Here is a 24,066-nt window from a genome sequence, read left to right as displayed (position 1 = left end):
AGAGCGGACATCTGGGGAAACGCACCATGCCGCACATCTCACGCCGGACCTGCCTTGCCGGCCTTGCCTCCACCCTGAGCGGGCTGCCGCTTGCGGCCAGGGCGCAGACGGGAACGACCGCACCGATGATCATGGGCCCCGATCCCAACGTGAAGACGCCCACCTTCAAGGCTCCGGCCGGATCGGTGGACAGCCACACCCATATTTTCGGCCCCAATTCCAAATATCCCTATTGGGCCAAGCGCAGCTACACGCCCCCGGACGCGCCGCTGGAGCTGTTCCAGGAGGTGCATGCCAAGATCGGCGTGGAGCGTGCCGTCCTCGTCAACGCCACCGTCCACGGCCCCGACAATCGCCCCGTCACCGACGCCATCGCCGCCAGCAATGGCCGCTACAAGGGCGTCGCCAATGTCAGCGACACCACCACCGACAAGGAACTCCAGGCGCTGACCGAGGCCGGTGTCGTCGGCTGCCGCTTCACCTTCCTGGCTCGCCTCGGCGGCCGGCCGGACATGACGGGCTTCAACAAGATCGTCGACAGGGTGAAGGCCTATGGCTGGCACGTGGACCTTTATCTCGAGCCGGCCATGATCCCCGAATTCGTGCCGCTGCTCCGCGCTCTGCCGCTGCCCTATGTGATCGACCACATGGGCGCGGTGAAGGCCGCCGAAGGCTTGCAGCAGGCGCCTTTCCAGGCGCTGGTGGAGCTGATGCGCACGGACGAGAAGGGCTGGATCAAGATCACCGGCCCGGAGCGCATGTCCGCCACCGGCGCGCCCTTCACCGACACCGTGCCCTTCGCCCAGGCCCTCATCGCCGCCGCGCCTGACCGCTGCGTCTGGGGCACGGACTGGCCCCACCCCAATGTCCCGGTCATGCCCAATGACGGCGACCTGGTGGACCTCGTCCCCCTCTATGCCCCCGATGCCGGCCAGCGCCACAAGCTCCTGGTGGACAATCCGGTCCGCCTGTTCGGCTTCTCCAGCTGAGCCCTCCCTTTTTTGCGAGCAGAGCCACAGATCATGACCGCCGCCATCCGCTCCATTCCCGGCCCCGATCCGCACACCCGCACCCCGGCCTTCAAGCTGCCGCCGCTCTCCTGCGACACCCATTGCCACATCTTCGGGCCGGGCAGCGTCTACCCTTACGATCCCAAGCGCTCCTACACGCCGCCGGACGCTCCGCTGGAGGCGTTCAAGGCGCTCCACGCCAAGATCGGCGTCGAGCGGGCGGTGATCGTCAACGCCTCCGTCCACGGCACCGACAATAGGGTGGCGCTGGATGCCATCGCCCAGAGCAATGGCCGCTACCGCGGCGTCGCCAATATCGATGGCACCATCGACGAGAAGGGCATCGAGGCGCTCCATGCGGGCGGCTTCCGGGGCTGCCGGTTCAATTTCGTGCGGCACCTGGGCGGGGTGCCGGACATGGCGGTGTTCGATCGCATCGTCGCCATGGTCGCCCCGTTCGGCTGGCATATCGACCTGCATTTCGATGCCATCGACCTGCCCACCTATGCGGACATGCTGGCCCGCCTGCCGGTGCCCTACACCATCGACCATATGGGCCGCGTCCAGGCCAATGAGGGGCTCGACCAATTGCCCTTCCGCACCCTCATCGACCTGATGAAGCGCGACGAGAAGTGCTGGGTGAAGATCTGCGGCGCCGAGCGTGTCTCCACCGCGGGCCCGCCCTTCCATGACGCCGTGCCCTTCGCCCGCACCATCCTGGAGACCGCGCCCGACCGGGTGATCTGGGGCACGGACTGGCCGCACCCCAATGTGAAGGTAATGCCCAATGACGGCGACCTGGTGGACCTCGTGCCCCTGTTCGCGCCCGAGCCCGACTTGCAGCGCAAGGTGCTGGTGGACAATCCCGCCCGCCTCTTCGACTTCCCTGCCGAATGAGAGGCGCCCCGCGCGGCGCGAGGTGATGTCATGAGCGATCAAGTCTCCCTTCCCTGCATGCTGATCCGGGGCGGCACCTCCAAGGGCGCCTATTTCCTCGCCTCGGACCTGCCGGTGGATCAGGCCCGGCGGGATGCCATCCTGCTCGCCGTCATGGGCTCGCCCGATCCGCGCCAGGTGGACGGGGTGGGCGGCGCCCATCCGCTCACCAGCAAGGTGGCGTTGATCTCGCGCTCGGACCTGCCGGGCTGCGACATCGACTTCCTGTTCGCCCAGGTGGGGGTGGACAAGGCGATGGTGGATACCACCCCCAATTGCGGCAACATCCTCGCTGGCGTCGCCCCGTTCGCCATCGAGCGGGGGCTGGTTGAGGCCACCGCGCCCCGCACGCGGGTAAAGGTGCGCACGCTCAACACCGGCACCATCGCCGAACTCACCGTGGAAACACCGGACGGCACGCCCGTCTATGGGGGGGAGGCGCGCATTGACGGCGTGCCGGGCACGGCGAGCCCCATCGCGGTGGATTTCCTCGATGCCGCCGGCTCGGTCTGCGGCGCGCTGCTGCCCACGGGCCGGGTGGTGGACGAGGTGGCGGGCGTGCGCGCCACCCTCATCGACAATGGCATGCCCTGCGTGGTGCTGACCGCCGCCAGCGTCGGGCGCACCGGCTATGAGCCGCGTGACGTGCTGGACAAGGACACCGCGCTGAAGGCCCGCCTGGAGGAGATCCGCCTCGCCGCCGGCCCGCTGATGAATCTGGGGGACGTTGGACCCAAGGTGGTGCCCAAGATGATCCTGGTGGCGCCGCCCCGCGCGGGCGGCACCGTCTCCACCCGCAGCTTCATCCCCCATGAATGCCACGCCTCCATCGGTGTGTTCGCGGCGGTGACGGTGGCCACCGCCTGCGCCCTTCCGGGCTCGCCCGCCGCCGAGGTGGCGCAGATGCCCGGCGGCAGCTTGCGCACGGTGAGCGTGGAGCATCCCACCGGCGAATTTTCCGTGCGCCTGGAAATGGGCGGCACGGACGCGGCGCCCGAAGTGCTGCGCGCCGGCTTGTTGCGCACCGCCCGCCCCCTGTTCGACGGCCGCGTCTTCGTGCGGCCGGGCGTCATCTGAACATCCAAGCTCCTCCAGAGGTCATCATGGCTGAAGCCAAATCCGCCCTTGTCATCACCGCCCATCCCGGCGACTTCGTCTGGCGCGCCGGCGGGGCCATCGCGCTCCATGCCCGCAAGGGCTACCGGGTGAAGATCGCCTGCCTCTCCTATGGCGAGCGCGGCGAGAGCCAGTGGGCCTGGAAGAAAGCCGGCGTCTCGCTGGAGGAGGTGAAGGCCCAGCGCAAGGCCGAGGCCGAGGAGGCCGCCCGGGTCCTCGGCGCCGAGATCGAGTTCTTCGATGCCGGCGACTATCCCCTGCGCGGCACCGAGGCGATCCTCGACCGCCTCATCGACATCTATCGGGAAGAGAAGCCGGCCTTCGTGCTGACCCACTCTCTCAACGACCCCTACAATGTGGATCACCCGGAAGCGACGCGCCTCGCCCAGGAGGCGCGCATCATCGCCCAGGCGGCGGGCCATAAGCCGGACCCCACCCGCGCCTATGCCGCCCCGCCGGTCTTCCTGTTCGAGCCCCACCAGCCCGAGCAGTGCGACTTCAAGCCCAATGTCATCCTCAATATCGACGATGTGTGGGAGACCAAGCGCGCCGCCTTCGAGGTTTTGGCCGCCCAGAAGCACCTCTGGGACTATTACACCCGCGTGGCACTCAATCGCGGCATGCAGGGCGGGCGCAATTCCGGGCGCGCCATGACCTATGGCGAAGCCTATCAGCGCCTCTTCCCCATGGTACTGGAGGAGCTGGCATGATCGGCGTCGTCGTTCGCAAGGTCGTGCGCGCCGATCAGGCGGTGATCGACCAGCTCGCCGGCTTCGGCTCGGCCACCGTGCACGAGGCCATGGGGCGCATCGGCCTCATGAAGCCCTATCTGCGGCCCATCTATGCCGGCGCCCAGGTGGCGGGGAGCGCCATCACCGTGCTCGCCCAGCCTGGCGACAATTGGATGCTGCACGTGGCCGCCGAGCAGATCCGCCCCGGCGACATCGTGGTGGTGGCCTGCACCACCGACAATACGGACGGCATGTTCGGCGACCTGCTCGCCACCTCCTTCAAGGCGCAGGGGGCCGTTGGCCTCGTCATCGATGCCGGCTGCCGCGACATCCGCACCCTCACGGAAATGGGCTTCCCGGTGTGGCCGCGCGCCATCTCGGCCAAGGGCACGGTGAAGGCGACGCTCGGCTCGGTGAACGTGCCTGTGGTGTGCGCCGGTGCCCTGGTCCATCCGGGCGACGTGGTGGTGGCCGATGATGACGGCGTCGTCGTCGTCCCCCGCGCCCGCGCCGCCGAGGTGGCCGAAAAGGCCGCCGCCCGCGAGGCCAATGAGGGCTCCAAGCGCGCCCGCCTCGCCTCCGGCGTGCTGGGCCTCGACATGTATGCCATGCGCGAGCCGCTGGCCGCCGCCGGCCTCGTCTATGTGGACGAACTGCCCAAAGACTAACGATTTCAAGCCATTCCACGGCGGACCCCGGACTGGAACCGGCGCCGCCCGCTCAACGGGAGGATGATATGACCCTGTTCGCCAGGATCGCCGCGGGCTGCGCGGTGATTGCCAGCTTGTGCGCCGGCCTTTCCCCTGCGTCCGCCGACACCGCCTATCCCACCCGCCCGGTGCGGGTGATCGTGCCCTTCGGGCCGGGCGGCATCGCCGACATCACCGCGCGCGTGGTGGCCGAGAAGCTGAGCGAGAAGCTCGGCCAGCAATTCATCATCGACAACCAGCCCGGCGCCGGGGGCATCACCGCCGCCCGTGCCGCGCTCGGCGGCGGCAAGGACGGCTATACGCTGATCCTGCTCACCAACGGCACGGCCATCTCGGTGCCGCTGTTCAAGAAGCTGCCGTTCGACCCGGTGAAGGACTTCGCCCCGGTCTCCATGCTCGGCCAGTTCGACTTCCTGTTCGTCACCGGCGGGGCCTCCAAGCACAAGAGCGTGCAGGAGCTGATCGCCTTCGCCAAGGCCAACAAGGGCGCGCTCAATCTGGGCACGGTGAATGTGGGCTCCAGCCAGAACCTGTCGGCGGAGCTGTTCAAGTCCATGGCCGGCGTCGACCTGACCATCGTGCCCTACAAGACCACGCCTGACCTGATGATTGCGGCGACCCGCGGCGATGTGGACGTGGCCATCGACAGCCTGGCGGCCGCGAAGGCCATGATGGCCGACGGCAAGCTGCGCGCCATGGCCACCTCCGGCCTCACCCGCTCGCCGGCGACGCCCGACATCGTCACGGTGGACGAAAGCGGCCTGAAGGGCTTCGAGGTCACCTCCTGGAACGCCATCTTCGCCCCGGCGGGCACGCCGCCGGAGGTGATTGCCACCCTCAACAAGGCCATTGTCGAGGTGGTGGCCCTGCCCGAGGTGCAGAAGAAGCTGTTGGACCTCGGCATCGAGGCCAAGGCCAGCACCCCCGCTGAGCTGGAATACCGGCTGAAGGCGGATATCGCCAAGTGGACGGCGGTCATCGACACCGCCGGCATCCAGAAGCAGTGAGGCGAGGCCTCGGCGCCTGATCCTTCATCAGGCGCCGGGTTCGCGCTCCAGAAGTTCGATGGACATGCCGTCCGGTCCGGTGACGAAGGAAATCTTCAGGCCGGGCCGAGGCGACGTGATGTCCTTGCTGAAGACGGCGCCCTTGGCTTTCAGGCCGGCGACCACCGCTTCCAGGTCAGTCACGCGGAAGGCGATGTGATCAAGGCCGCCATGGGGATGGTCCGGTTCGGGCGTGAGGCCCCCGCCCGCCTGCTCGATGAAGATGCGCAGGCCCCCGACGCGCGCTTCGGCGCGCACCGGCCCGTGGATGATCTGCGCGCCCAGCATGTCCGCGAACCACTGTGCGGACGCCTTCGCATCCCGCGCCTGGATGTGGACATGCTCGAACTGGAAGGGGCTGGACGCATCCGACATGGGGCTCTCCGGGAAAGGGCGCCCGAACCGGCGCGCGGGAGAAGCTATAAGCCAAGCGGGCGGGCACGAAAAAGCCCCCGGCGGCCAGCCGGGGGCTTTGTCGCGTCAGCCGGGTGAACCGGTCAGGCCTCGCAAGAGGCCAGCGTCCGGGCCTTGTGGCGCCCGCCGGCGACCACCAGGAGAAGGCCGGCGGCCGCCAGCAGCGCCCCGGAAACGGACACCGCCGCATAGCCAAGGCCGAGGCTGATGACGCCGGCCCCCACGGCAGCCCCCAGCGCATTGCCCAGGTTGAAGGCGCCGATATTGATGGCGGAGGCGAGCCCCGGCGCTTCGGCGGCGGCTTCCATCACCCGCATCTGCACCGGCGGCACCAAAGCGAAGGTGGCCGCCCCCCACACCAGAAGCCCCACCGCGGCGCCCGCATGGCTTTGCAGCGCGAAGGGCAGCACCAGCATGATGATCACCACCGAGGCCAGGAAGAGGCGGGTCGCGCCCTCCAGCGACCAGTCGGCGAGCCGCCCGCCCAGCCAGTTGCCGATGGTGAAGCCGACGCCGATGAGCACGAGGCCGAGCGTCACGAAGCCCCCCGAGGCGCCGGTGAGCGTCGTGAGGGCAGGGGCCACATAGGTGTAGAGCGCGAACATGGCGGCCGAGCCCATCACGGTCGTGGCCAGAGCCATGAGCACGGCGGGGCGGGTGAGCACGCTGAGTTCCCGCCGCACGTCCGGCATGCGCCCGGCCGCGCCGCGCGGCAGGGCCAGCCAAAGCGCGGCGATGGCGATTAGGCCGAGCACAGCGGTGCCGGCAAAGGCCATGCGCCAGCCCACCTCCTGGCCGACCCAGGTGGCGGCGGGCACGCCGCCAATATTGGCGATGGTGAGCCCCATGAACATGGCCGCCACCGCGCTCGCCTGCCGCTCCTTCGGCACCACGCTCGCGGCCACCACCGCGCCGAGCCCGAAGAAGGCGCCGTGATTGAGGCTGGTCACCACGCGGGAGGCGAGCAGTGTGAAATAGCCGGGCGCCAGCGCCGACATGAGGTTGCCGATGGTGAAGATGGTCATGAGCAACATCAGCGCCGTGCGCTTGCCGAAGCGGGAGAAAGCCAGCGTCATGATGGGCGCGCCCACCATGACGCCGATGGCATAGGCGGAAACCAGAAGCCCGGCGGTGGGGATGGACACATCCACCCCCTGCGCGATCACGGGCAGGAGGCCCATGGGCGAAAACTCGGTGGTGCCGATGCCGAAGGCGCCGATGGCGAGGGCGAACAAGGCCCAGCCGGCATGGGGGGCCGCGTGTGCCGCCTGCGGTGCGGTGGTGGTCTGTTCCATGGCGGGATCCTCACGCGTCCCAGGCCGGCGCGAGGCCGCGGGGGTTGACGAGACGGCCGTCGGGCCGGGCGAGCGCGGCGATGGCGGCCATGTCGGCCTCATCCAGCGCGAAGTCGAAAAGGGCGATGTTCTCCTTCACCCGCTCCGGGCGGGCGGTCTTGGAGAGGGCCACATGGCCCTGCTGCACCAGCCAGCGCAGCGCCACCTGCGCCGCGCTCTTACCATGGCGGGCGCCGATGGCCTGGAGAACCGGGTCCTTGGGCACGGCGCCATCGGCCATGCCGTAATAGGCGGTGAGCGCGATCCCCGCCTCCCGCGCGGCTGCGGCGAGCGCCGGCTGGGGCAGATAGGGATGCAGCTCCACCTGGTTGGTGACGATCGGCGCCCTGGAGAGTTCAGCCGACTGGCGCATCTGGGCGATGTTCTGGTTGCTGACCCCGATGAAGCGCGCCTTGCCGACGGCCTGAACCTCGTTCAGAAGCGCGATCTGCTCGGCGACGGGCACCGCCTCGCCGGGCCAATGGAGGAGGAGCAGGTCCACCCGGTCGGTCCTCAGGCGTTCCAGGCTTTCATCCACGGAAGCGGCGAAGGGGCCGGGGGCATATTTGTCCACCCACACCTTGGTGGTCAGGAACAGGTCCTCCCGCCGGGCGCCGGCCTTTTCCAGCGCACGGCCGAGCGCGGCCTCGTTGGCATAGATCTGGGCGGTGTCGAAATGGCGGAATCCGGCTTCAAGGGCGGCGGGCACCACGCGCTCCACCTCGGCGTCCGACATGCGGAAGACGCCGAAGCCGAGGGCGGGGAGGGTCGCGCCGTGCGCGGTGACGGTCTGCATGGAGCCTCTTTCGGGCAGGGCGCCCTGGCCGGCAGGGCCGGAAGGGCGCGTGAAGGGATCATGGCCGCCAGATAGGACAGGGGCGGGGGCTTGATAATCGCCCCCCGCATCCCATGATCTGTGAACCAAGATCACAGATGGCGGGAGCGCATGGACAATCGCGCGGGCGAGATGCAGGTCTTTCTGCGGGTGGTGGAGGCGGGCAGCTTCTCCGAGGCCGCGCGGCTCATGCGCATGACGCCCTCCACGGTGAGCAAGCTGGTGGCGCGCATCGAGACGCGGCTCGGCGTGCGGCTGGTGGAGCGCTCCACGCGGCGCCTCTCGCTCACCGCCGAGGGGCAGCTTTATTATGAGCGCAGCCAGGCCCTGCTCCAGGAACTGGACGAGGTGGAGCGGGACCTCTCGCGGGATGCCGCCTGCCCGGAAGGCACGGTGCGGGTGAACATCTCCGTGGCTCTGGGCATTCATGGCCTTGAGCCGCTGCTCCCGGACTTCTGGCGCGCCTTTCCCCACATCGTGCTGGACCTCTCCTTGTCCGACGAACTGGTGGATCTTTATCTGGACCGCACCGACGTTGCCTTTCGCGTCGGCCCGCTGCCGGATTCCGGCGTCACCGCCCGTCGGCTGGGCACGGCGCGACGCAAGATCGTGGCGGCGCCCGCCTATCTGGAGCGCCACGGCATCCCGCGCACGGTGGAGGATCTGGCTGGCCACAATTGCCTTGGCTTCAACTTCCGCCGCGCCGTCCCGGTCTGGCCCATGCGGGAGGGCGGGCGGGTGGCCGAGCGGGCGGTCCGCGGGCCTCTTCTGGCCAATAATGGCGAGACGCTGCGTCAGATGGCGCTGGCCGGCGTCGGCCTTGCCCGCCTCGCCGACTTCCATATGCGGGGGGATGTGGCGGCCGGGCGCCTGGTGGAGGTGCTCACCGACGTGGTCGCCCCGGACGAGGAAGGCGTCCATGCCGTCTTCCTCGGTGGCCCGCGCATGCCCCGGCGGGTGCGCGCCTTCCTGGATTTCATGGCGCCCCGGCTGCAGCATTTCCTGGAGGGAAGCGGCACAGCGTGCGATTCCGAAAGGCAGGCAGCGCAGACACTTTGACTTTGTCTGCCGCGGGCGCTTTTAGTCTTTCTTTGTCCGCCGCCCGTGCAGGAGAGCCCCGTGATCACCGGCCGCACCCCCCAGGAGATCGCCCAGTCCATCCGCGCGGCGGTGGCGGCGGGGCGGCTGGCGCGGGGCGAGATGCTGCCCACGGTGCGCGGATTGGCGGACGAACTGGGGGTGAACCGCAACACTGTGGCGGCGGCCTATCGGCATCTGTCCGAGGCCGGGCTGGTGGAAGGGCGGGGCCGGCAGGGCAGCCGCATCGCCCCGGCTCCCGGCACGCCGCTGCCCCAGCGCGCGGGCTCGCGCGACCTGTCCGGCGGCAATCCGGACCCGGCACTTCTGCCCGATCTCAATGCCGTTCTGAAGACGTTGGCCTGGCAGCCCCGCGCCTATGAGGATGCGCCCGACGATCCCGAACTGATGGCGCTCTTCTCAGCCGCGTTCGCGCGCGACGGCCTGCCCCTCGGCGATCTCTGGCTGGCATCGGGCACCTTCGATGCGGTGGGGCTGATCCTGCGCAAGATGGTGCCGCCGGGCGCGGCGATCGGGGTGGAGGATCCCTGCTTCATGACCACGCTGGGCTTTGCCCGGCAGGCAGGATACCCCATCCTCCCCATGGCGGTGGATGAGGACGGCGTGACGCCGGAGGGGCTTGCCGTTGCGCTTGAGGCGGGCGCGCGGGCGGTGATCCTGACACCCCGGGCGCAAAATCCCCTGGGCGGCTTCTGGAGCCCGGCGCGCCGCGCCGCCTTGGGCGAGGTGCTGCGCGGCCATCCCGACGTGCTGGTGCTGGAGGACGACCATTTCGCCTCCCTCTCGGTGGCGCCGGCCATGACGCTGGTGGACGAGGCGCGGCCCCATTGGGCCATCATCCGCTCGGTGTCCAAGGTGGCGGGGCCCGACCTGCGGCTGGCGGTGGTCAATTCCAGCCGCGCGGTGAGCCGCGCTTGCCTGCCGCTCGCCGCCTTTTCCGCCCGCTGGGTCAGCTCCATTCTCCAGGGCTGCGTGAAGGCGGTGCTCACGGCGCCCGGCCATGACCGCCGGGTGGCGGACGCGCGGGCGACCTATGCGCGCCGTCGAGAGGCGGCCCGCGCTGCTCTGGCCGCCGAGGGCATCGCGGCGCTGGGGCGTGATGGCATGAATCTGTGGATTCCCGTGCCGGATGAGGCCACTGCCGTGCGCCGGCTGGCGGAGGCCGGCTGGACGGTGCGGCCGGGTGCCGCCTTCCGCCTCGCCGCGCCGCCGGCGCTGCGCATCACGGTGGGCGCGCTGGACGAGGCGGACCGGGTCGCCTTCGCCCGCGCCCTTGCCGCCGTGCTGCGGGACGAGGTGGTGGAACGGGGCGCCTGAGATGACCTGGGGCCCGTCAGCTTTCCATGGACCCTGAAGGGCTCTATCTCTTTGTTTTCACGTATTTCCTTCATGCGAACCGGTTCCCACTTCGCTCGGAAATGCCCTAAAGGGGCGTACGGGCGCGAATGGCGGCGGACAGTGTGCCTTCGTCCAGATAGTCCAGCTCGCCGCCCACCGGCACGCCCTGGGCCAGGCGCGTCACCTTCACCGGTGCCTCGCGCAGGAGATCGGTGATGTAGTGGGCGGTGGTCTGGGCGTCCACGGTGGCGCCGAGCGCCAGGATCACCTCGCCGACGCCATCCCGGTGCACGCGCTCCACCAGGGTCGCGAGGTTGAGGTCCTCCGGCCCCACGCCGTCCAGCGGCGAGAGCACGCCGCCGAGCACGTGATACTTCCCGCTCACCGCGCCGGAACGCTCCAGCGCCCACAGGTCCGCTACCTCCGCCACCACCACCAGCAGGCTGCTATCGCGGGAGGTGTCGCGGCAGACGGTGCAGGGGTCGCACACATCCACGTTCCCGCAGGTGCGGCACTCGACGATCTTGTTCAGCGTGTCCTGAAGCGCGGCGCTGAGCGGGGCCATCAGCCCCTCCCGCTTCTTGATGAGGGTGAGGGCCGCCCGCCGGGCCGAACGCGGCCCCAGGCCCGGCAGCCGGGCGAGGAGCTGGATGAGGCGTTCAATCTCGGGGCCGGCGACGGCGCGGGGCATGGCAGGGCCTTGCGGGAATCTCAGAGGGCTCCCCTGATGTAGCCTGCCGGCCGGGGCTGCGCCATGCCCCGGCCGGCAGGCCCGCACCCGGCGCATCACTGGAGGGGAGCGCCTGCGGCAAGAGATGGTTGCCGAGACAATCGGCAGGCCGCTAAAGAAATAGGCAATACAATGCGCCCGGACAGAGAGCCGGACCCGAGCCGGCAGGACACGCTTAGCGGCCATTCCAGCTTGGGCCCCCCTCTCCTGCCCATGAGGGAGCGACCGTCCGCCTGGGTCCGCCATCCGAGGGGCGCGCCCGCTCGCCAGGGGACGCAGAGGCGCGCAGAGAGTCTGCGTCGCCGTGGGAGACCGACATGCCCTCTTCCCCCCGCAGCGCCGCCTCCCTTCGCGACGCCCTCGCGCGCTATGTGCCCCTGCCGGCGGTCAGCCCGGCCGAGAAGCTGCGCGCCGGCCTTGGGGCTTGCCTCGGCCTCGTGCTCACCGGCTTTGTGACATCGCTCGCGGTGGGAACCGGCCCGGCCTTTCCCTGGCTGATCGCGCCCATGGGGGCGTCCTCCGTGCTGCTGTTCGCGGTGCCCTCCAGCCCGCTCGCCCAGCCCTGGTCCATCCTGGGCGGCAATCTGGTGGCCGGGATCGTGGGTGTCACGGCGGGCCTGCTGGTGCCCTCGCCCCTTTTGGCAGCGGGGTTGGCGGCGGGGATTGCCATCGCCGCCATGCTGTGGCTGCGCTGCCTGCATCCGCCGAGCGGGGCCGTGGCGCTCACCGCCGTCCTGGGTGGCAGCCAGGTGCATGCGCTCGGCTATGGTTTCGTGCTGTGGCCGGTGATGGTCAATTCCATCCTGCTGCTGCTGGCCGCGCTTGCCTATAACCGCCTGACGGGCCGCGCCTATCCCCATCTTGCGCCAGCCCCCGCCCCGGCGGCGAAGCAACCTGCCGCGCCCTCCGCCCGGCTCGGCTTCACCGGCGCGGACCTCGACGCGGTGCTCGCCACCTATGACCAGCTTCTGGACGTGAACAGGGCTGATATCGACCGGGTGGTGCGCCTTGCCCAGGTGCGGGCCTTCGGGCGGCGTTGGGGGGAGATCCGCTGCGCCGACATCATGACCCGCGACGTGACGGCGGTGTCCCCCGACACCTCCATCCGCGAGGCCCACGCCCTCATGCGCGCGCACCACGTCAAGGCCTTGCCGGTGACGGACGAGCAGGCCCGCGTCCTGGGCATCGTGACGCAGACGGACCTGATGGAAAAGGCCAGCTGGGGCCCCCGGGGGCCGCGCGTGAGCTTTGCCCATCGCCTGCGCCATGTGGTGCGCCTGTCCCGCGCGCCGCAGGGCTCGGTGCAGGAGATCATGAGCACCCGCCTGGTCGCTGCGCGGCCCGACATGCTGATCGCGGACCTCGTCCCCCTCATGGGCGCTCCCATGGGGGATACGCACATTCACGCATTGCCCGTCGTGGACGCGCACGACAAGCTGGCGGGCATCGTCACCCAGTCCGACCTCATCAGCGGCCTGTTCCAGGGCCGGCTGACGCAGGATGTGCCGGACCAGGAGAAGGAAGACGCCTGACCGTGTCCGAACCTGTCGACGCGCCTCTGGATGACACGCGCATCCGCCATCTGGTGGAGTGCTTCTATGACCGCATCCGCGCCGATGCCGAGCTCGGACCGGTTTTCGAGGCGGCGGTGGAGGATTGGGAGGCCCACCTTTCCATCCTCACCGACTTCTGGTGCTCGGTGATGCTGGCGGCCGGCCGCTACAAGGGCAATCCGCTGGCGGTGCATGGCGCGCTGCCGCTGCCGCCGGAGCGCTTCGAGGCGCTGTTTCCCCGCTGGCTGGACCTGTGGCGGGCGACGACGGCGGAGCTGTTCGCGCCCGACATCGCGGCTCTGTTCGCGGAGAAGGCGGAGCGCATCGCCCGCAGCCTCCAGGCCGGCCTGTTCTTCGATCCCGCCAAGGCCGGGCGCGGGCGCCCGGCTTGAGGGCGGCCCTTTGAGGCGCGCCGGGGCGGCGCCGTTGTCGTGCGCCCTCATCGTGCGCCGTCATGGCCGGGCTTGTCCCGGCCATCCACGGGGTGTGACCGGGCGCGAGGCTCCGGTCGTTGCACGTGGGGTGAGGCGTGGATGCCCGGGACAAGCCCGGGCATGACGGATGTGGAAGGGGCGCTCATCGCAACGGCCGCGGGCTGCCCAAGGGAACGGCTGGTGTCAGGCGCTCCAGAACGCCGACAGCCTTCAGCCGCGGCCGCGGGCGGCGCGGGTGGGGATGACCTGGTGGCGGACCCAGTTGCGGATTTCCATGGTCCGCAGGTCCTTGGAGATGACCGCCCCGTCCACGCCATGGCGCCAGACGAGCGCGTGGTTGGCGGGGTCGCGCTCGAGCGCTTCCAGGTCGCCGATGAAGCTCTGTTCTTCCTCCTCGTCCAGGAAGAAGCCCTCGGCCACCAAGGAGGGGCTGAGGCGGCGGAAGATGGCGGCCATTTCCCGGAACGGATATTCGGGATGGTATTGCACGCCCCAGGCCATGGACTTTCCGCACGGGATCTCGGCCGCCTGGACCTGGGAATGCTCGTTGGTGGCCAGCAGCCGCGCGCCCTCGGGCAAGGTTTCTACCTCGTCCAGATGCACGGTCATGGCCTCGAAGACCGGCGGCTTCTCGTCGAACAGCGCGTGCCCGGCGCCCGCGTCGGTGAGGCGGATGCGGCGGCCGAAGCCCACTTCGCGGCCGCGCGGATTGCGCCGCACTACGCCGCCGGCGGCCACCGTGATGAGCTGAAGGCCCCAGCAGCTGCCGAAGATGGGCGTGCCGGTATCGAAGGCGGCACGCAGCAGGTCGATCTGCTGCTGGATCGGCAGGCCGCCATGATAGATGTTCAGCGAGGAGCCGGTGATGGCGATGCCGTCATAGCTCTCCAGGCCGCCGCGATCGGGCAGGTTGGCGCCGGGATCGGCGGGATAGCAGATGTCCACCACGGCGTCCGGGAACAGTTCGCGCAGCAAGCGCGCATAGCCTTCGCTGGCGGCCTCGCCGCCAAACTGCACCTGGCGGGCGCGGGCTTCGGCGGTATTGCCCTCCATGACCAGGAGGCGGGCGGACTGGGAGCGGGACGGCGTAGCGGACGTCGACATGGCACACGGCATCTGATTTCTGTGCCCTGCACAATAACCCGCATTTTGACAAAAGCGAGGTTCGCGCTGCTTTTGCGAAGCGATATCAGCCTTGCTTGCGCTGCATGCGCTGAACGTGGCGCTCCCGGAACAGAAGATAGATGCCGGAAGAGACCACGATGGCCGCGCCGCAGATGGTCCAGAGGCTCGGCACATCCCCGAAGACCAGCCAGCCCAGCGCCACCATGGCCAGGATCTGGGCATAGATGAAGGGGGCGAGCGTCGCCGCCGGGGCGCGGGCATGGGCCATGATCAGCAGGAAGTGCCCGCCGCCCGCCACCATGCCCAGCGCCAGCATGCCGCCATAGATGGCGGGGCTGGTGGGCGTCTCCCACACGAAGGGCAGGGGCAGGCTCGCCACCACCGATCCCACGAGCGAGGAATAGAACAGCGTGGTGGGCGAGGGGTCCACGCTCGCCAGCATGCGGGTGATGATGCCGTAGAGCGCATAGCAGATGGCCGCTCCCACGGAGAGGAGCGCCGCCGGATGGATGCCACCCGCCCCGGGCTTGGCCACCAGGAGGATGCCGGCAAAGCCCACCATGATCGCCGCCCAGCGCCGCGCCCCCACCCATTCGCCCAGCATGGGGCCTGCGAACAAAGCGACGAAGAAGGGCGCCGAGAACATGATGGAGACGGTCTGGTCCAGCTGCAGGAATTGCAGGGCGGCGAAATTGAGCGCCGTGCAGGCAAACAGAAGCCCCGAGCGGATCAGTTGCAGCCCCGGGCGGCGGGTGCGCAGCAGGCCCGGCACCGTCCAGGGATTGAAGATGATGAGCGAGACCACGAAGTGGACCACATAGCGGGCCCACACCACCACCATCACGTTGATCTGCAGGCTCAGCCATTTGGCGATGGCATCGGTGAAGGCGAAGCTCATCACCGCGATGCACATCAGGCCGATGCCGGCGAAGACCCCTCCGGGCGCCCCCAACGCAGGGGGCGTGCCGGGAGCACGCACGGGGGCGGCTGCGCCGTCTTCGGAGGGGACTCGCATGGCACTCGCGATCAGTAGGTGGCGCGTCCGCCCGAAATATCGAACACGGCGCCGGTGGTGAAGGAGCAATCGGCGGAGGCGGCAAATGCGATGGTGGCGGCCACCTCTTCCACCTTCACGAAGCGCGCCCGCGGGATCTTGGAGAGCATGTAGGCCACGTGCTCCTCGGTCATCTGGTCGAAGATGGCGGTCTTGGCCACCGCCGGGGTCACGCAATTGACCGCGATGTCATACTCGGCCAGTTCCTTGCCCAGCGACTTGGTGAGCGCGATCAGCCCGCCCTTGGAAGCGGAATAGGCAGAGGCGTTGGGATTGCCTTCCTTGCCGGCGATGGAGGCCACGTTGACGATGCGCCCGTAATTCTGCGCGATCATGGTGGGCACCACGGCGCGGCAGCAATGGAACGGGCCGATCAGGTTGATGTTGACCACCTGCATCCAGGCCTCCGGGGGATACTCCCACAGCTTGGTGTTGGGCCCGGAAATGCCGGCATTGTTGACGAGGATGTCGATGCGCCCGAACGCCGCCAGGGTCTCGCGGGTGGCGCGCTCGACGGCGGCGAGGTCGGTGACATCCACCTGAACGGGAAGCACCTTGTCGAGGCCCAGTTCCCCCGCCGTGCGGTGGGCGAGGTCGCCGTCCATGTCCCAGATGGCGACCTTGGCGCCGGAGGCGAGGAAGCGCTCCACCACGGCGCGGCCGATTCCCTGCGCGCCACCGGTAACGACGGCGCAGCGGGTTTCCAGATCGATGGCGTTGGGCATGCATTCCCCCAGGATTTGGCCCGCGCCGGACCATCCGGCCGCACGACCTTAATCGTTTGAAAGAAGGCATACCGCGCCCGTCCCGATGCTGGGAAGGGCATTTTCACGCATGCGCCGCGCGCCCGCTCATGCACGGGGCGCGGGACGCGGGGCGCCAGTCGAGGCGGGCGATCAGGCCTCGTCGTCGTCCTCGACGCCCTCGGGGTCCTCGTCCACTCCGCCATCGGCGCCGAGGCGCACGGCCAGGTTCTTTTCCACCTTGCGCAGAAGCTTGCGCAGGCGCTTGCGGTCCTTGCCGTCGAGACCGGCGACCATCTCGCCTTCCAGCGTGTCCCAGATCTTGTCGATGGAGCCCCCCCGCTCGCGGCCGGCGGCGGTCAGGAACACCCGCACCAGGCGCCCGTCCCCATCCATGGTGCGCCGTTCCACGAGGCCCTGGGTGGTGAGGCGGGCAATGGTCTTGGAGGCGGTGGGCGGGCGCACGCGCAGGGCGTTGGCCAGGTCGCCCATGGTGCGGCCGTCCTGCTCGATCAGCAGTTTCAGGACCGATTCCTGCCCCGGAAACAGCCCCAGTTCAGACAGGAGCCGGGCCGACAGCGCCTTTTGCAGCCGGGCCGTATGGGTGAGCCGGTAGCCGATGGTCTTCGCAATCGGGTCCTTCATCTCGTCCCCCTGACGCGACCGCACACCGGGGCTGGCGGCGATTCGGTTTCGCGGCTCAATTCTAATATAGCCGGGCCAGCACCTTGCATGAGGCAAGCGTGCGAAGGCCATGCCCTTTACACCGCGCCGGCTTACAATTTTGCGAAGGCTGCAAGGCAGGATCACGACAAAGCACAGGGGAGAGGGCTCCGGCATGCAGCGCCGGGCCCCGGCCCTGCGCCCGACGCGCTTTCCCTGCGCAGTCCCCGGCGATATGGTCGCCCCGCTTCACCCGGAAGGTGTCCTATGACCGCCTTGCTCTGGGCCGAGCTCTCCTCGCCCCAGCTTGCGGCGTTGCGCGGCCCTTCCACCCTCGCCGTGCTGCCGGTGGCCGCCGTGGAGCAGCATGGCCCCCATCTGCCCGTTGGCACCGACCTGTTCATCGCGGAAGGCTATCTCGCCCGCATCCAGCCTTTGGTGCCGGACGCCTTGAAGGTGGTGATCCTGCCCGTCCAGGCGGTGGGCAAGTCCGACGAGCATCAATCCTATGCGGGCACGTTGACGCTGGAGCCGGAGACCGCGCTCCGCGCCTGGATCGAGCTGGGCGCCGCCGTGCATCGGGCCGGCATCCGCCGCCTGGTGCTCATGAACACCCATGGCGGCAATGTGCCGGTGATCGACCTCGTCGCCCGCACGCTCCGGGTGCGCTTCGGCCTGCTGGTGGTGATGGCCTCCATGCACCGCTTCGGCTATCCGGACGGCCTGTTCGAGCCCGCCGAACGCGCGCATGGCATTCATGGCGGGGACATCGAGACCTCGCTCATGCTCGCCTTCCGCCCCGATCTGGTGGACATGGGCCAGGCCCGCAATTTCGCGCCCTGGAGCATCGCCATGGAGAGCGAGTTCGCCCAGCTGCGGGCCAACCATCCCATCGGCTTTGGCTGGATGAGCCAGGATCTTTCCCCCGCCGGCGCCATGGGCGATGCCCGTCCGGCCACCGCCGCCAAGGGGGCGGCCGCCGCCGCTTATGGGGCGAACGCCTTCGTCGCGCTGCTTGAGGATGTGGCGCGCTTCGATCTCACCCGTCTTGAAAACCGCCCGGAAGGGGAAGACCTGCCATGAGCGCCGGCCACCGGATCACCATCGCCCAAGCCCGCGCCTATGCCGCCGAGGTCCTGGAACATTTCGGCACCGCCCCCGCCAATGCGGACATCGTGGCCCAGGCGCTGGTCGCCGCCGAGGCGGACGGCCTGCCCAGCCATGGCCTTGCCCGCCTGCCCAGCTATGGCGTGATGGTGCGCGCCGGCAAGATCGACGGCGCCGCCGTGCCCACCTTGCGCCGCGCCGCCCCCTCCGTGGTGGCGGTGGATGCGGCCAACGGCTTTGCCTATCCCGCCATCCACATGGCCGAGGAAGCGCTCGTACCGGTGGTGCGCGAGACCGGCATCGCCATTGCCGGCGTGCGCCGCTCCAGCCATTTCGGCGTCGCCGGACATCCGGTGGAGCGCCTCGCGGAAGCCGGCTTCGTGGCCATGGCCTTCACCAATGCGCCGGCCTCCATCGCGCCGTGGGGCGGCAGCGCGCCGGTGTTCGGCACCAATCCCATCGCGTTTGCCACCCCTGTGCCCGGCCGGCCGCCGGCGGTGGTGGACCTGTCCGTCTCCAAGGTGGCGCGCGGCTATATTCTCGCCGCAGCCCAGAAGGGCGAGCCCATTCCCGAGGGCTGGGCGCTGGACGCCGACGGCAAGCCGACCACCGATGCCAAGATCGGCCTTGCCGGCACCATGGTCCCCATGGGCGAAGCCAAGGGCACGGCGCTCGCCTTCATGGTGGAGATCCTCTCGGCGGCGGTGAACGCGGCCACCTTCTCCATGGATGCCTCCTCCTTCTTCAACGGCGAAGGCCCACCCCCGGCCATCGGCCAGACCATCATCGCCTTCGACCCCTCCCGCACCGCCGGGCCGGGTTATCTGGATCATCTCCTGCGGCTGGTGGAGTCCATCGAGGGCCAGGAGGGAGCGCGCCTGCCGGGCACCCGCCGCATTGCCGCCCGCGCCAAGGCGGAAGCCGAGGGCGTGCTGGTGACCCCGGCCCTGGAGCGCGAGCTGGCGGGCCACGGCTTTGCCGGCACCCGCTTCCACACGGCGGCCTGACGCCCATGCGCCCGGCGCACCTTCATGCCGATGGCCGCCATCGGTGCCCCTGGTGCGGCACCGATCCCCTCTATGTGGCCTATCACGACGAGGAATGGGGCGTGCCGGAGCGCGATTCGCGCGCGCTGTTCGAGAAGCTGCTGCTGGATGGCTTCCAGGCCGGGCTCGCCTGGATCACCATCCTGCGCAAGCGCGACAATTTCCGCCGGGCCTTCGATGGCTTCGAGCCGGACATCATCGCCCGCTACGACGCCGCCAAGGTGGAGGCGCTGATGCAGGATGCGGGCATCGTGCGCAACCGCGCCAAGATCGAGGGGGCGGTGCTCTCCGCCCGCGCCTATCTGGAGCTTCGGGACAAGGGGGTCGATTTCTCCGACTTCCTGTGGGAGAGCGTGGGTGGCACACCCTTCGTGCGCCGCCCACGCACCCTCGGCGACGTGCCCGCCGAGACACCGGAATCCCGCGCCTTGTCCAAGCGCCTGAAGGCGGCGGGCTTCAAATTCTGCGGCCCCACCATCGTCTACGCCGCCATGCAGGCCTGCGGGCTGGTGGACGACCATCTGGAAGCATGCTGGCGGGCGAAGGAATAGGCGACAACCGCTGCTCCCGCCCGGGTGGCCGTTTGATCCCTTCGACTGCGCGTTCTACGGCAGCAAGGCTTTCAGCTTCGCGACGCGCCGCTGCCTGTCTTCGGGTGTGAGCCGGTTAAGGTTGAGTTGTTTCCACCTGACGGCTGGAAGAGTCCGGGCTTCCGGCACGCCCAGCAGATCCCAGTCCGGCGTCCCTTCCTTGAAGCCAACCAAAAACTGTCGGTGCTCTTTCGGCATGCGCCCGACAATGTCAGCGACCAAGGCCGCCCGTGCCTCCATCAACGCCTCAAGCGATACGTCTTCGCTTGCCATACCCGCAAACTCACCCTCGAACGCCGCCCCGATTTCCTTCTGCGGAGAGCACAGCACCTCGGCGATCGGGCGGTGATGGCTGATGAGATAGACGATGAAGGCCTGCCGCAGCGCGTCCGTTATCCCTTCACGTGCGAGCAGATCCCGCACGTCGAAAAGGTCGCGCGGATGCTGGCGGTCGAGCGCCGCCATGATCTTCCCGCCATAAAGATCGGCGAACGAGACCACCTGAGCTTCGGCAAAGCCGAATGCCTCTTCAACGGAGGCGGATACGGTTCGCGTCTCCGGCGCAAACACGCAGCCGCGCAGCACGGGCGTGACCTCGATCTTGATTTGCGCGCCCGGTCGCTGGACGGTCAGCTTCGTGACGGTCCTTTCGGCGGTGTTCATGACTTCATTCACCCGCGCGTCACGAAGGTCCGCCCGGATCGCGCCCGCCATACGCTTCATCGCAGCATCGATGGCGGCGAGCGACTCCATGCGCTCTGCGACTCTCAGGTAAGCAAGATCGATATCCATCGAGAGGCGCGGCATGTCGCGCAGGAACAGGTTGATCGCTGTGCCACCCTTGAGTGCGAACTCCTCTTCCTCCGCGACAAACGGCAAGACGGCGATCAGGAGCGCGACCTGCGCGCGATAGCGGTCAGACCGGGGCACTGAGATCCTCCGGCACGGTGATCAGGTATTTGGTGTCGAGCCGCCCGCCTTTGACCAGCTCGCGCTTCCCGCTGCCGAGCGACACGCGCTCCCGGTCGATCCGGTTCAACCAGCGATGGCCGTGGCGTTCAGCGAACCAGAAGAAGAGCCGCCGAACCTTGATGCTGCGGCAATCTTCCAGCAGCTTCTGGAGGCGTTTCGGGCTGAGCGTGCGCAAGCCCTCCGCGATCATGTCGACGTTGTGAAATGTCTCCCGCCCCGGCAGCTCGTCGAGCATTTCCAGGAAGGCCCGCTCGGCGGTCGAGATGGCCAGCGGCCATTCGGCATCCGTCTGAAAGGCCCGCACCGCGCCTCCTGCGAAGGCCTCCGCATGCTGGCCCCGGTTCGCTTCGATATCCCACGCGAAGCTGGTCAGCCCCTTCGTGACCGGCTCGGACTTGAACAGCGTTTGCGAACGGCGAAAGACGAAGCGCACATCGAGTGGCAGCTTCGCAAGCCAATTGGGCGGCGCCTCCCGGCCATGCAGGTGCACGACGCGTGGGCCGTCAGGCGATAGGTAATGACCGAAGCCCTGCAGTTCGAGCGCGGTCCGGCCCCCGACGACCAACGGTCGCGCCATCAGCGTCTGGAGCGAGATCACCGCTTTCTCCCAGGTCAGCACGCCGCGCGGCCGCTTGAATGTGCCGCGGACCGGCTGCACCAGCCATCCGCCCTTCACATACTGGCTGCGCAGGCTTGTCGAATAGCCGTGCTGCTCCATCCAGGCGGCATCGACCAGCAGCCCATCAGGGAGCGTCTTTTCCAGGCGGTTTAGCTTGCCTTCGGTTTGCGCAGCCATGCTTGGTAAAATACGGGATCTTCAAACTGGCGCAAGTTTGATATTTACTGCATTTGCGAAGTTAAACTTCGTTTTTTGCCTGGTTCTCAAACCTCGCAGGGGCTTTTGGAACTCCATCCAGACCTGCCCTCCGGGCCATTTCAGAAATCGTTCCCCGGACTACCGCGCCCGTCTCACGCCGCCTGTCGCTCCCCCGCCCCCAGCCCCTGCGCAATAGCAATGAAGCGGTCCAGGGCGCGGGACATGAAGGCGTCGTGCCGGGTGATGAAGGCGGTGGTGACATGCGCCTCGTCCGGCGGCAGGGCCTGGAGGCGGACCTTGCCGGTGCGCGCCGCGGGCTCTGCCACCGCGCGCGGCAGGAGGGTGACGCCGAGGCCGGCGCCGACGCAGCCCAAGATGCCGTCCAGCGTGCCGAATTCCATCCGCCGCACCTGCACCGCGCCCTGCGCCGCCAGCAGCGCCTCCAGCCGCTGGCGATAGGAGCAGCCGGCGCGGAAGACCAGGATCTTGCCCTCTCCGCCCTGGCGCTCCAGGGGCGCGGGGGGTGTCACCAGCACCAGTTCCTCGGCCATCATGGGCAGAGCGTGAAGGTCGGGATGGTCGATCGGCCCGCACACGAAGGCGCCTTCCAGCTCCCGCGCCAGAACACGGGCGACAAGGGCCTGGGTCGGCCCGGTTTCCACATGCACATCCACCTTCGGGCAGTCAGCCACATAGGCGGCGAGGATCGGGGGCAGGCGGAGTGCGGCGGTGGTCTCCATGGCGCCGATGCGCAGCTCCCCGCCCGGTTCCTCGCCATCCAGCGCTGCCCGCTTCGCTTCGGAGAGGAGCTGGCCCACCTTTTCCGCATAGGGCAGCAGGCGCTCCCCCGCCTCGGTCAGCACCACGCCCCGGCTGTGGCGGTGGAAGAGGGGAGTGCCCAATTCCGCCTCCAGGCTCCGCAGACGGGTGGTGACGTTGGATTGCACGGTGTTGAGCATCTGCGCGGCGCGCCCGATCCCCCCGGAGCGCGCGACGGCGGCGAAGAAGCGCAAGTCCAGGGCATTCATTCTGGCATCTCCAATCCAGATGCCTTTGTTCCAGATTAATCACTTTTCCGCAAGGCAGGCGGGGACTAGCGTGGCTGCGCATTCCCGCTGGAGGCCCCCATGGCGCATCTGCTTGAGACTCGCTTCACCCGCCGCTTCGGCATCGACCTGCCCATCGTGCTCGCGCCCATGGACCCGGCGTCCGGCGGAGCGCTGGCGGGGGCGGTGAGCGCGGCGGGGGGGCTGGGCCTCATCGGCGGGGGCTATGCGGAGACCGAGCGGCTGGAGCGGGAGTTTCCGCTGGCGGGCAATCACCGGGTGGGCTGCGGCTTCATCACCTGGGCGCTGGCGGGCAATCCCGGGCTTTTGGACATGGCGCTCGCGCACAAGCCCGCTGCCCTCATGCTGTCCTTTTCCGATCCCGCGCCCTTTGCCGGCGCCATCAAGGCGGCCGGCGTGCCGCTCATCTGCCAGGTTCAGACCCTGGAGCATGCCCGCCGCGCCCTGGATGTAGGCGCCGAGGTGATCGTGGCACAAGGCACGGAAGCCGGCGGCCACGGCCAGGCCGCCCGCTCCACGCTGCCCTTCGTGCCGGCGGTGGCGGACCTGATCGCCGCCCGCGCGCCCGACTGCCTGCTTCTGGCGGCCGGCGGCATCGCCGATGGGCGGGGCCTTGCGGCGGTGCTGATGCTGGGGGCGGACGGGGCGCTCATGGGCTCGCGCTTCTGGGCGACGCGCGAGGCGCTCATCCATCCCAACGCCCAGGCCCTGGCGGTGGCGGCCGATGGCGACGACACCGTACGCACCCGCGTCTATGACATCGTGCGCCAGAAGGCCTGGCCTTCCCCCTATACGGGCCGGCTCCTGCGCAACGGCTTCATTTCCCGCTGGCATGGCCGGGAGGCGGAACTGGAAGCCTTGAAGCACGAGGAGATGCGGCAGGTGGAGGCCGCCCTTGAAGAGGGCGACTTCGACATGGGCAATGTGACGGTTGGCGAGGCCATCGGCCTCGTGCGCGACGTGCCGCCGGCCGGCGACCTCGTCCGCCGCATCGCCGCGGAGGCGCAGGCATGCCTCATGCGGTTTGCGGCTTGATGCGTTTCCAAGCGAAGTGTGAAAAGCGAAGTGGGAACCGGTTCGCGTGAAGGAAACGCGTCGAAGCAAAGATACGGGATCGTCCAGCTTTTCGATGAAGCGCTGGACGATCCCGAGCCTTATTTTCCGTCGAGGCGCTTGGAGAAGATGATGCGCGGCTCCTGGATATAGCCGGCGGCATCATAGAAGGCCTGCACCTGCTCATTCTCCGGCCGCACCATCAGCATGAGCTTGGGCACGCCGCGCGCCCGCAGCCAGTCCTCCGCGGCGCGGGTCAGCGCCGTGCCGAGCCCCTGGCGGGCCTGGTCGGGCGCCACCGCCAGATAGTAGATCCAGCCGCGATGGCCATCATGGCCCACCATGGCGGAGCCGATCACGGCTCCGTCCGCACGGGCGACCAGGATGGTGGAGTGCGGCCCGCGCCGGGCCAGCGTGATGTCGGCGCGCGGGTCGTTCCAGGGGCGGATGAGGCCGGTGGCGGTCCACAGCGCCACGAGCGCCTCTTCCTCGCCCTCGCGCATATGGCCGATGGGATGTGCGGTCTCGGTGGCGGCGTCCATCC

The 24,066-nt window shown here is 68.9% G+C and carries 26 protein-coding genes; 14 read left to right on the top strand and 12 right to left on the bottom strand.

Annotation, left to right across the window (positions count from 1 at the left end; genetic code table 11):
- The first annotated feature begins 26 nt into the window (after nt 1-26).
- The 6 genes from PV781_RS17200 to PV781_RS17175 all read left to right on the top strand — a co-directional run bounded on the left by PV781_RS17200 (nt 27) and on the right by PV781_RS17175 (nt 5,510).
- The gene (locus tag PV781_RS17200; RefSeq protein ID WP_274776864.1) at nt 27-989 is read left to right on the top strand and encodes an amidohydrolase family protein; all 963 of its coding nucleotides are present in this window, start codon (nt 27-29) and stop codon (nt 987-989) included.
- Nucleotides 990-1,022: 33 nt separating this feature from the next.
- Nucleotides 1,023-1,907 (top strand): amidohydrolase family protein, encoded by an 885-nt coding sequence (locus PV781_RS17195; protein WP_274776863.1) that lies wholly within the window; start codon nt 1,023-1,025, stop codon nt 1,905-1,907.
- Nucleotides 1,908-1,937: 30 nt separating this feature from the next.
- Nucleotides 1,938-3,023 carry a 4-oxalomesaconate tautomerase gene (locus PV781_RS17190; RefSeq protein ID WP_274776862.1) on the top strand — a complete coding sequence of 362 codons (1,086 nt, stop codon included), beginning with the start codon at nt 1,938-1,940 and terminating at the stop codon, nt 3,021-3,023.
- A 26-nt stretch (nt 3,024-3,049) separates the two neighbouring features.
- Nucleotides 3,050-3,772: a PIG-L deacetylase family protein gene (locus PV781_RS17185; RefSeq protein WP_274776861.1), complete on the top strand. Its 723-nt coding sequence runs from the start codon at nt 3,050-3,052 to the stop codon at nt 3,770-3,772.
- A complete protein-coding gene (locus tag PV781_RS17180) occupies nt 3,769-4,461 on the top strand; it encodes a 4-carboxy-4-hydroxy-2-oxoadipate aldolase/oxaloacetate decarboxylase (RefSeq protein ID WP_274776860.1) in 693 nt (230 codons plus the stop codon). Before PV781_RS17185 ends, PV781_RS17180 begins: the two co-directional genes overlap by 4 nt.
- A 68-nt stretch (nt 4,462-4,529) precedes the next feature.
- Complete coding sequence (locus tag PV781_RS17175) at nt 4,530-5,510, top strand: Bug family tripartite tricarboxylate transporter substrate binding protein (protein ID WP_274776859.1); 981 nt, start codon at nt 4,530-4,532, stop codon at nt 5,508-5,510.
- 27 nt (nt 5,511-5,537) lie between these two features.
- Here PV781_RS17175 and PV781_RS17170 read toward each other — a convergent pair whose 3' ends face one another.
- The 3 genes from PV781_RS17170 to PV781_RS17160 form a co-directional block, all read right to left on the bottom strand.
- A complete protein-coding gene (locus PV781_RS17170) occupies nt 5,538-5,924 on the bottom strand; it encodes a VOC family protein (protein WP_274776858.1) in 387 nt (128 codons plus the stop codon).
- Between the two features lie 122 nt (nt 5,925-6,046).
- Nucleotides 6,047-7,258, bottom strand: coding sequence for an MFS transporter (locus PV781_RS17165; RefSeq protein ID WP_274776857.1), 1,212 nt, complete (start codon nt 7,256-7,258; stop codon nt 6,047-6,049).
- Nucleotides 7,259-7,268: 10 nt separating this feature from the next.
- Nucleotides 7,269-8,093, bottom strand: coding sequence for an aldo/keto reductase (locus tag PV781_RS17160; RefSeq protein WP_274776856.1), 825 nt, complete (start codon nt 8,091-8,093; stop codon nt 7,269-7,271).
- A gap of 150 nt (nt 8,094-8,243) precedes the next feature.
- On the opposite strand from PV781_RS17160, the gene PV781_RS17155 reads away from it, so the two are divergent.
- Together PV781_RS17155 and PV781_RS17150 are read left to right on the top strand one after the other, a co-directional pair.
- Nucleotides 8,244-9,191, top strand: coding sequence for a LysR family transcriptional regulator (locus PV781_RS17155; protein ID WP_274776855.1), 948 nt, complete (start codon nt 8,244-8,246; stop codon nt 9,189-9,191).
- Nucleotides 9,192-9,251: 60 nt separating this feature from the next.
- The gene (locus tag PV781_RS17150; RefSeq protein WP_274776854.1) at nt 9,252-10,547 is read left to right on the top strand and encodes an aminotransferase class I/II-fold pyridoxal phosphate-dependent enzyme; all 1,296 of its coding nucleotides are present in this window, start codon (nt 9,252-9,254) and stop codon (nt 10,545-10,547) included.
- Nucleotides 10,548-10,653: 106 nt separating this feature from the next.
- Here PV781_RS17150 and recR read toward each other — a convergent pair whose 3' ends face one another.
- Nucleotides 10,654-11,259 (bottom strand): recombination mediator RecR, encoded by a 606-nt coding sequence (recR, locus tag PV781_RS17145; protein ID WP_274776853.1) that lies wholly within the window; start codon nt 11,257-11,259, stop codon nt 10,654-10,656.
- Nucleotides 11,260-11,615: 356 nt separating this feature from the next.
- On the opposite strand from recR, the gene PV781_RS17140 reads away from it, so the two are divergent.
- Together PV781_RS17140 and PV781_RS17135 are read left to right on the top strand one after the other, a co-directional pair.
- On the top strand, nt 11,616-12,830 hold the full coding sequence (locus PV781_RS17140; protein ID WP_274776852.1) for an HPP family protein: 1,215 nt from the start codon (nt 11,616-11,618) through the stop codon (nt 12,828-12,830).
- A gap of 2 nt (nt 12,831-12,832) precedes the next feature.
- On the top strand, nt 12,833-13,243 hold the full coding sequence (locus PV781_RS17135; RefSeq protein ID WP_274776851.1) for a group III truncated hemoglobin: 411 nt from the start codon (nt 12,833-12,835) through the stop codon (nt 13,241-13,243).
- A 252-nt stretch (nt 13,244-13,495) separates the two neighbouring features.
- Here the strand turns inward: PV781_RS17135 and PV781_RS17130 are convergent, their stop codons facing one another.
- From PV781_RS17130 to PV781_RS17115, 4 genes are all read right to left on the bottom strand, one after another.
- Nucleotides 13,496-14,389, bottom strand: a complete 894-nt coding sequence (locus tag PV781_RS17130; protein WP_274776850.1) for a type 1 glutamine amidotransferase — start codon at nt 14,387-14,389, stop codon at nt 13,496-13,498.
- Between the two features lie 85 nt (nt 14,390-14,474).
- Complete coding sequence (locus tag PV781_RS17125; protein WP_274776849.1) at nt 14,475-15,425, bottom strand: DMT family transporter; 951 nt, start codon at nt 15,423-15,425, stop codon at nt 14,475-14,477.
- An 11-nt stretch (nt 15,426-15,436) separates the two neighbouring features.
- On the bottom strand, nt 15,437-16,189 hold the full coding sequence (locus PV781_RS17120) for an SDR family NAD(P)-dependent oxidoreductase (RefSeq protein WP_274776848.1): 753 nt from the start codon (nt 16,187-16,189) through the stop codon (nt 15,437-15,439).
- Between the two features lie 171 nt (nt 16,190-16,360).
- The gene (locus tag PV781_RS17115; protein ID WP_209105076.1) at nt 16,361-16,852 is read right to left on the bottom strand and encodes a MarR family winged helix-turn-helix transcriptional regulator; all 492 of its coding nucleotides are present in this window, start codon (nt 16,850-16,852) and stop codon (nt 16,361-16,363) included.
- Between the two features lie 285 nt (nt 16,853-17,137).
- On the opposite strand from PV781_RS17115, the gene PV781_RS17110 reads away from it, so the two are divergent.
- The 3 genes from PV781_RS17110 to PV781_RS17100 are packed head-to-tail and all read left to right on the top strand — an operon-like array spanning nt 17,138 to nt 19,574.
- Nucleotides 17,138-17,953, top strand: a complete 816-nt coding sequence (locus PV781_RS17110; protein ID WP_274776847.1) for a creatininase family protein — start codon at nt 17,138-17,140, stop codon at nt 17,951-17,953.
- Entirely contained in the window at nt 17,950-18,984 is a 1,035-nt protein-coding gene (locus tag PV781_RS17105; protein ID WP_274776846.1) for an Ldh family oxidoreductase, read from the top strand. Before PV781_RS17110 ends, PV781_RS17105 begins: the two co-directional genes overlap by 4 nt.
- 5 nt (nt 18,985-18,989) lie before the next feature.
- Entirely contained in the window at nt 18,990-19,574 is a 585-nt protein-coding gene (locus PV781_RS17100; protein ID WP_274776845.1) for a DNA-3-methyladenine glycosylase I, read from the top strand.
- Between the two features lie 54 nt (nt 19,575-19,628).
- On the opposite strand, the gene PV781_RS17095 is transcribed toward PV781_RS17100, so the two are convergent.
- From PV781_RS17095 to PV781_RS17085, 3 genes are all read right to left on the bottom strand, one after another.
- Nucleotides 19,629-20,543, bottom strand: coding sequence for a nucleotidyl transferase AbiEii/AbiGii toxin family protein (locus tag PV781_RS17095; RefSeq protein ID WP_274776844.1), 915 nt, complete (start codon nt 20,541-20,543; stop codon nt 19,629-19,631).
- On the bottom strand, nt 20,530-21,381 hold the full coding sequence (locus tag PV781_RS17090; protein WP_274776843.1) for a type IV toxin-antitoxin system AbiEi family antitoxin domain-containing protein: 852 nt from the start codon (nt 21,379-21,381) through the stop codon (nt 20,530-20,532). Before PV781_RS17090 ends, PV781_RS17095 begins: the two co-directional genes overlap by 14 nt.
- Nucleotides 21,382-21,554: 173 nt before the next feature.
- A complete protein-coding gene (locus PV781_RS17085) occupies nt 21,555-22,430 on the bottom strand; it encodes a LysR family transcriptional regulator (protein WP_274776842.1) in 876 nt (291 codons plus the stop codon).
- 99 nt (nt 22,431-22,529) lie between these two features.
- Here PV781_RS17085 and PV781_RS17080 point away from each other — a divergent pair, with 99 nt between their 5' ends.
- Nucleotides 22,530-23,504, top strand: coding sequence for an NAD(P)H-dependent flavin oxidoreductase (locus PV781_RS17080; protein ID WP_274776841.1), 975 nt, complete (start codon nt 22,530-22,532; stop codon nt 23,502-23,504).
- Nucleotides 23,505-23,623: 119 nt separating this feature from the next.
- On the opposite strand, the gene PV781_RS17075 is transcribed toward PV781_RS17080, so the two are convergent.
- Nucleotides 23,624-24,064, bottom strand: coding sequence for a GNAT family acetyltransferase (locus PV781_RS17075; protein WP_274776840.1), 441 nt, complete (start codon nt 24,062-24,064; stop codon nt 23,624-23,626).
- Between the last annotated feature and the right edge of the window lie 2 nt (nt 24,065-24,066).

The organism is Aquabacter sediminis, from assembly GCF_028863665.1.
Classification (GTDB): Bacteria; Pseudomonadota; Alphaproteobacteria; order Rhizobiales; family Xanthobacteraceae; genus L1I39.
Note: the sequence above shows the minus strand (reverse complement) of the source record. Positions and strands in the feature narration are given on the sequence as shown.

Excerpts from the sequence above, each read along its gene's own strand:
- PV781_RS17200 (WP_274776864.1), top strand. The coding sequence starts at position 27 with ATGCCGCACATCTCACGCCGGACCTGCCTTGCCGGCCTTGCCTCCACC.
- PV781_RS17195 (WP_274776863.1), top strand. The coding sequence starts at position 1,023 with ATGACCGCCGCCATCCGCTCCATTCCCGGCCCCGATCCGCACACCCGC.
- PV781_RS17190 (WP_274776862.1), top strand. The coding sequence starts at position 1,938 with ATGAGCGATCAAGTCTCCCTTCCCTGCATGCTGATCCGGGGCGGCACC.
- PV781_RS17185 (WP_274776861.1), top strand. The coding sequence starts at position 3,050 with ATGGCTGAAGCCAAATCCGCCCTTGTCATCACCGCCCATCCCGGCGAC.
- PV781_RS17180 (WP_274776860.1), top strand. The coding sequence starts at position 3,769 with ATGATCGGCGTCGTCGTTCGCAAGGTCGTGCGCGCCGATCAGGCGGTG.
- PV781_RS17175 (WP_274776859.1), top strand. The coding sequence starts at position 4,530 with ATGACCCTGTTCGCCAGGATCGCCGCGGGCTGCGCGGTGATTGCCAGC.
- PV781_RS17170 (WP_274776858.1), bottom strand. The coding sequence starts at position 5,924 with ATGTCGGATGCGTCCAGCCCCTTCCAGTTCGAGCATGTCCACATCCAG.
- PV781_RS17165 (WP_274776857.1), bottom strand. The coding sequence starts at position 7,258 with ATGGAACAGACCACCACCGCACCGCAGGCGGCACACGCGGCCCCCCAT.
- PV781_RS17160 (WP_274776856.1), bottom strand. The coding sequence starts at position 8,093 with ATGCAGACCGTCACCGCGCACGGCGCGACCCTCCCCGCCCTCGGCTTC.
- PV781_RS17155 (WP_274776855.1), top strand. The coding sequence starts at position 8,244 with ATGGACAATCGCGCGGGCGAGATGCAGGTCTTTCTGCGGGTGGTGGAG.
- recR (WP_274776853.1), bottom strand. The coding sequence starts at position 11,259 with ATGCCCCGCGCCGTCGCCGGCCCCGAGATTGAACGCCTCATCCAGCTC.
- PV781_RS17140 (WP_274776852.1), top strand. The coding sequence starts at position 11,616 with ATGCCCTCTTCCCCCCGCAGCGCCGCCTCCCTTCGCGACGCCCTCGCG.
- PV781_RS17130 (WP_274776850.1), bottom strand. The coding sequence starts at position 14,389 with ATGTCGACGTCCGCTACGCCGTCCCGCTCCCAGTCCGCCCGCCTCCTG.
- PV781_RS17125 (WP_274776849.1), bottom strand. The coding sequence starts at position 15,425 with ATGCGAGTCCCCTCCGAAGACGGCGCAGCCGCCCCCGTGCGTGCTCCC.
- PV781_RS17120 (WP_274776848.1), bottom strand. The coding sequence starts at position 16,189 with ATGCCCAACGCCATCGATCTGGAAACCCGCTGCGCCGTCGTTACCGGT.
- PV781_RS17115 (WP_209105076.1), bottom strand. The coding sequence starts at position 16,852 with ATGAAGGACCCGATTGCGAAGACCATCGGCTACCGGCTCACCCATACG.
- PV781_RS17110 (WP_274776847.1), top strand. The coding sequence starts at position 17,138 with ATGACCGCCTTGCTCTGGGCCGAGCTCTCCTCGCCCCAGCTTGCGGCG.
- PV781_RS17105 (WP_274776846.1), top strand. The coding sequence starts at position 17,950 with ATGAGCGCCGGCCACCGGATCACCATCGCCCAAGCCCGCGCCTATGCC.
- PV781_RS17100 (WP_274776845.1), top strand. The coding sequence starts at position 18,990 with ATGCGCCCGGCGCACCTTCATGCCGATGGCCGCCATCGGTGCCCCTGG.
- PV781_RS17090 (WP_274776843.1), bottom strand. The coding sequence starts at position 21,381 with ATGGCTGCGCAAACCGAAGGCAAGCTAAACCGCCTGGAAAAGACGCTC.
- PV781_RS17085 (WP_274776842.1), bottom strand. The coding sequence starts at position 22,430 with ATGAATGCCCTGGACTTGCGCTTCTTCGCCGCCGTCGCGCGCTCCGGG.
- PV781_RS17080 (WP_274776841.1), top strand. The coding sequence starts at position 22,530 with ATGGCGCATCTGCTTGAGACTCGCTTCACCCGCCGCTTCGGCATCGAC.
- PV781_RS17075 (WP_274776840.1), bottom strand. The coding sequence starts at position 24,064 with ATGGACGCCGCCACCGAGACCGCACATCCCATCGGCCATATGCGCGAG.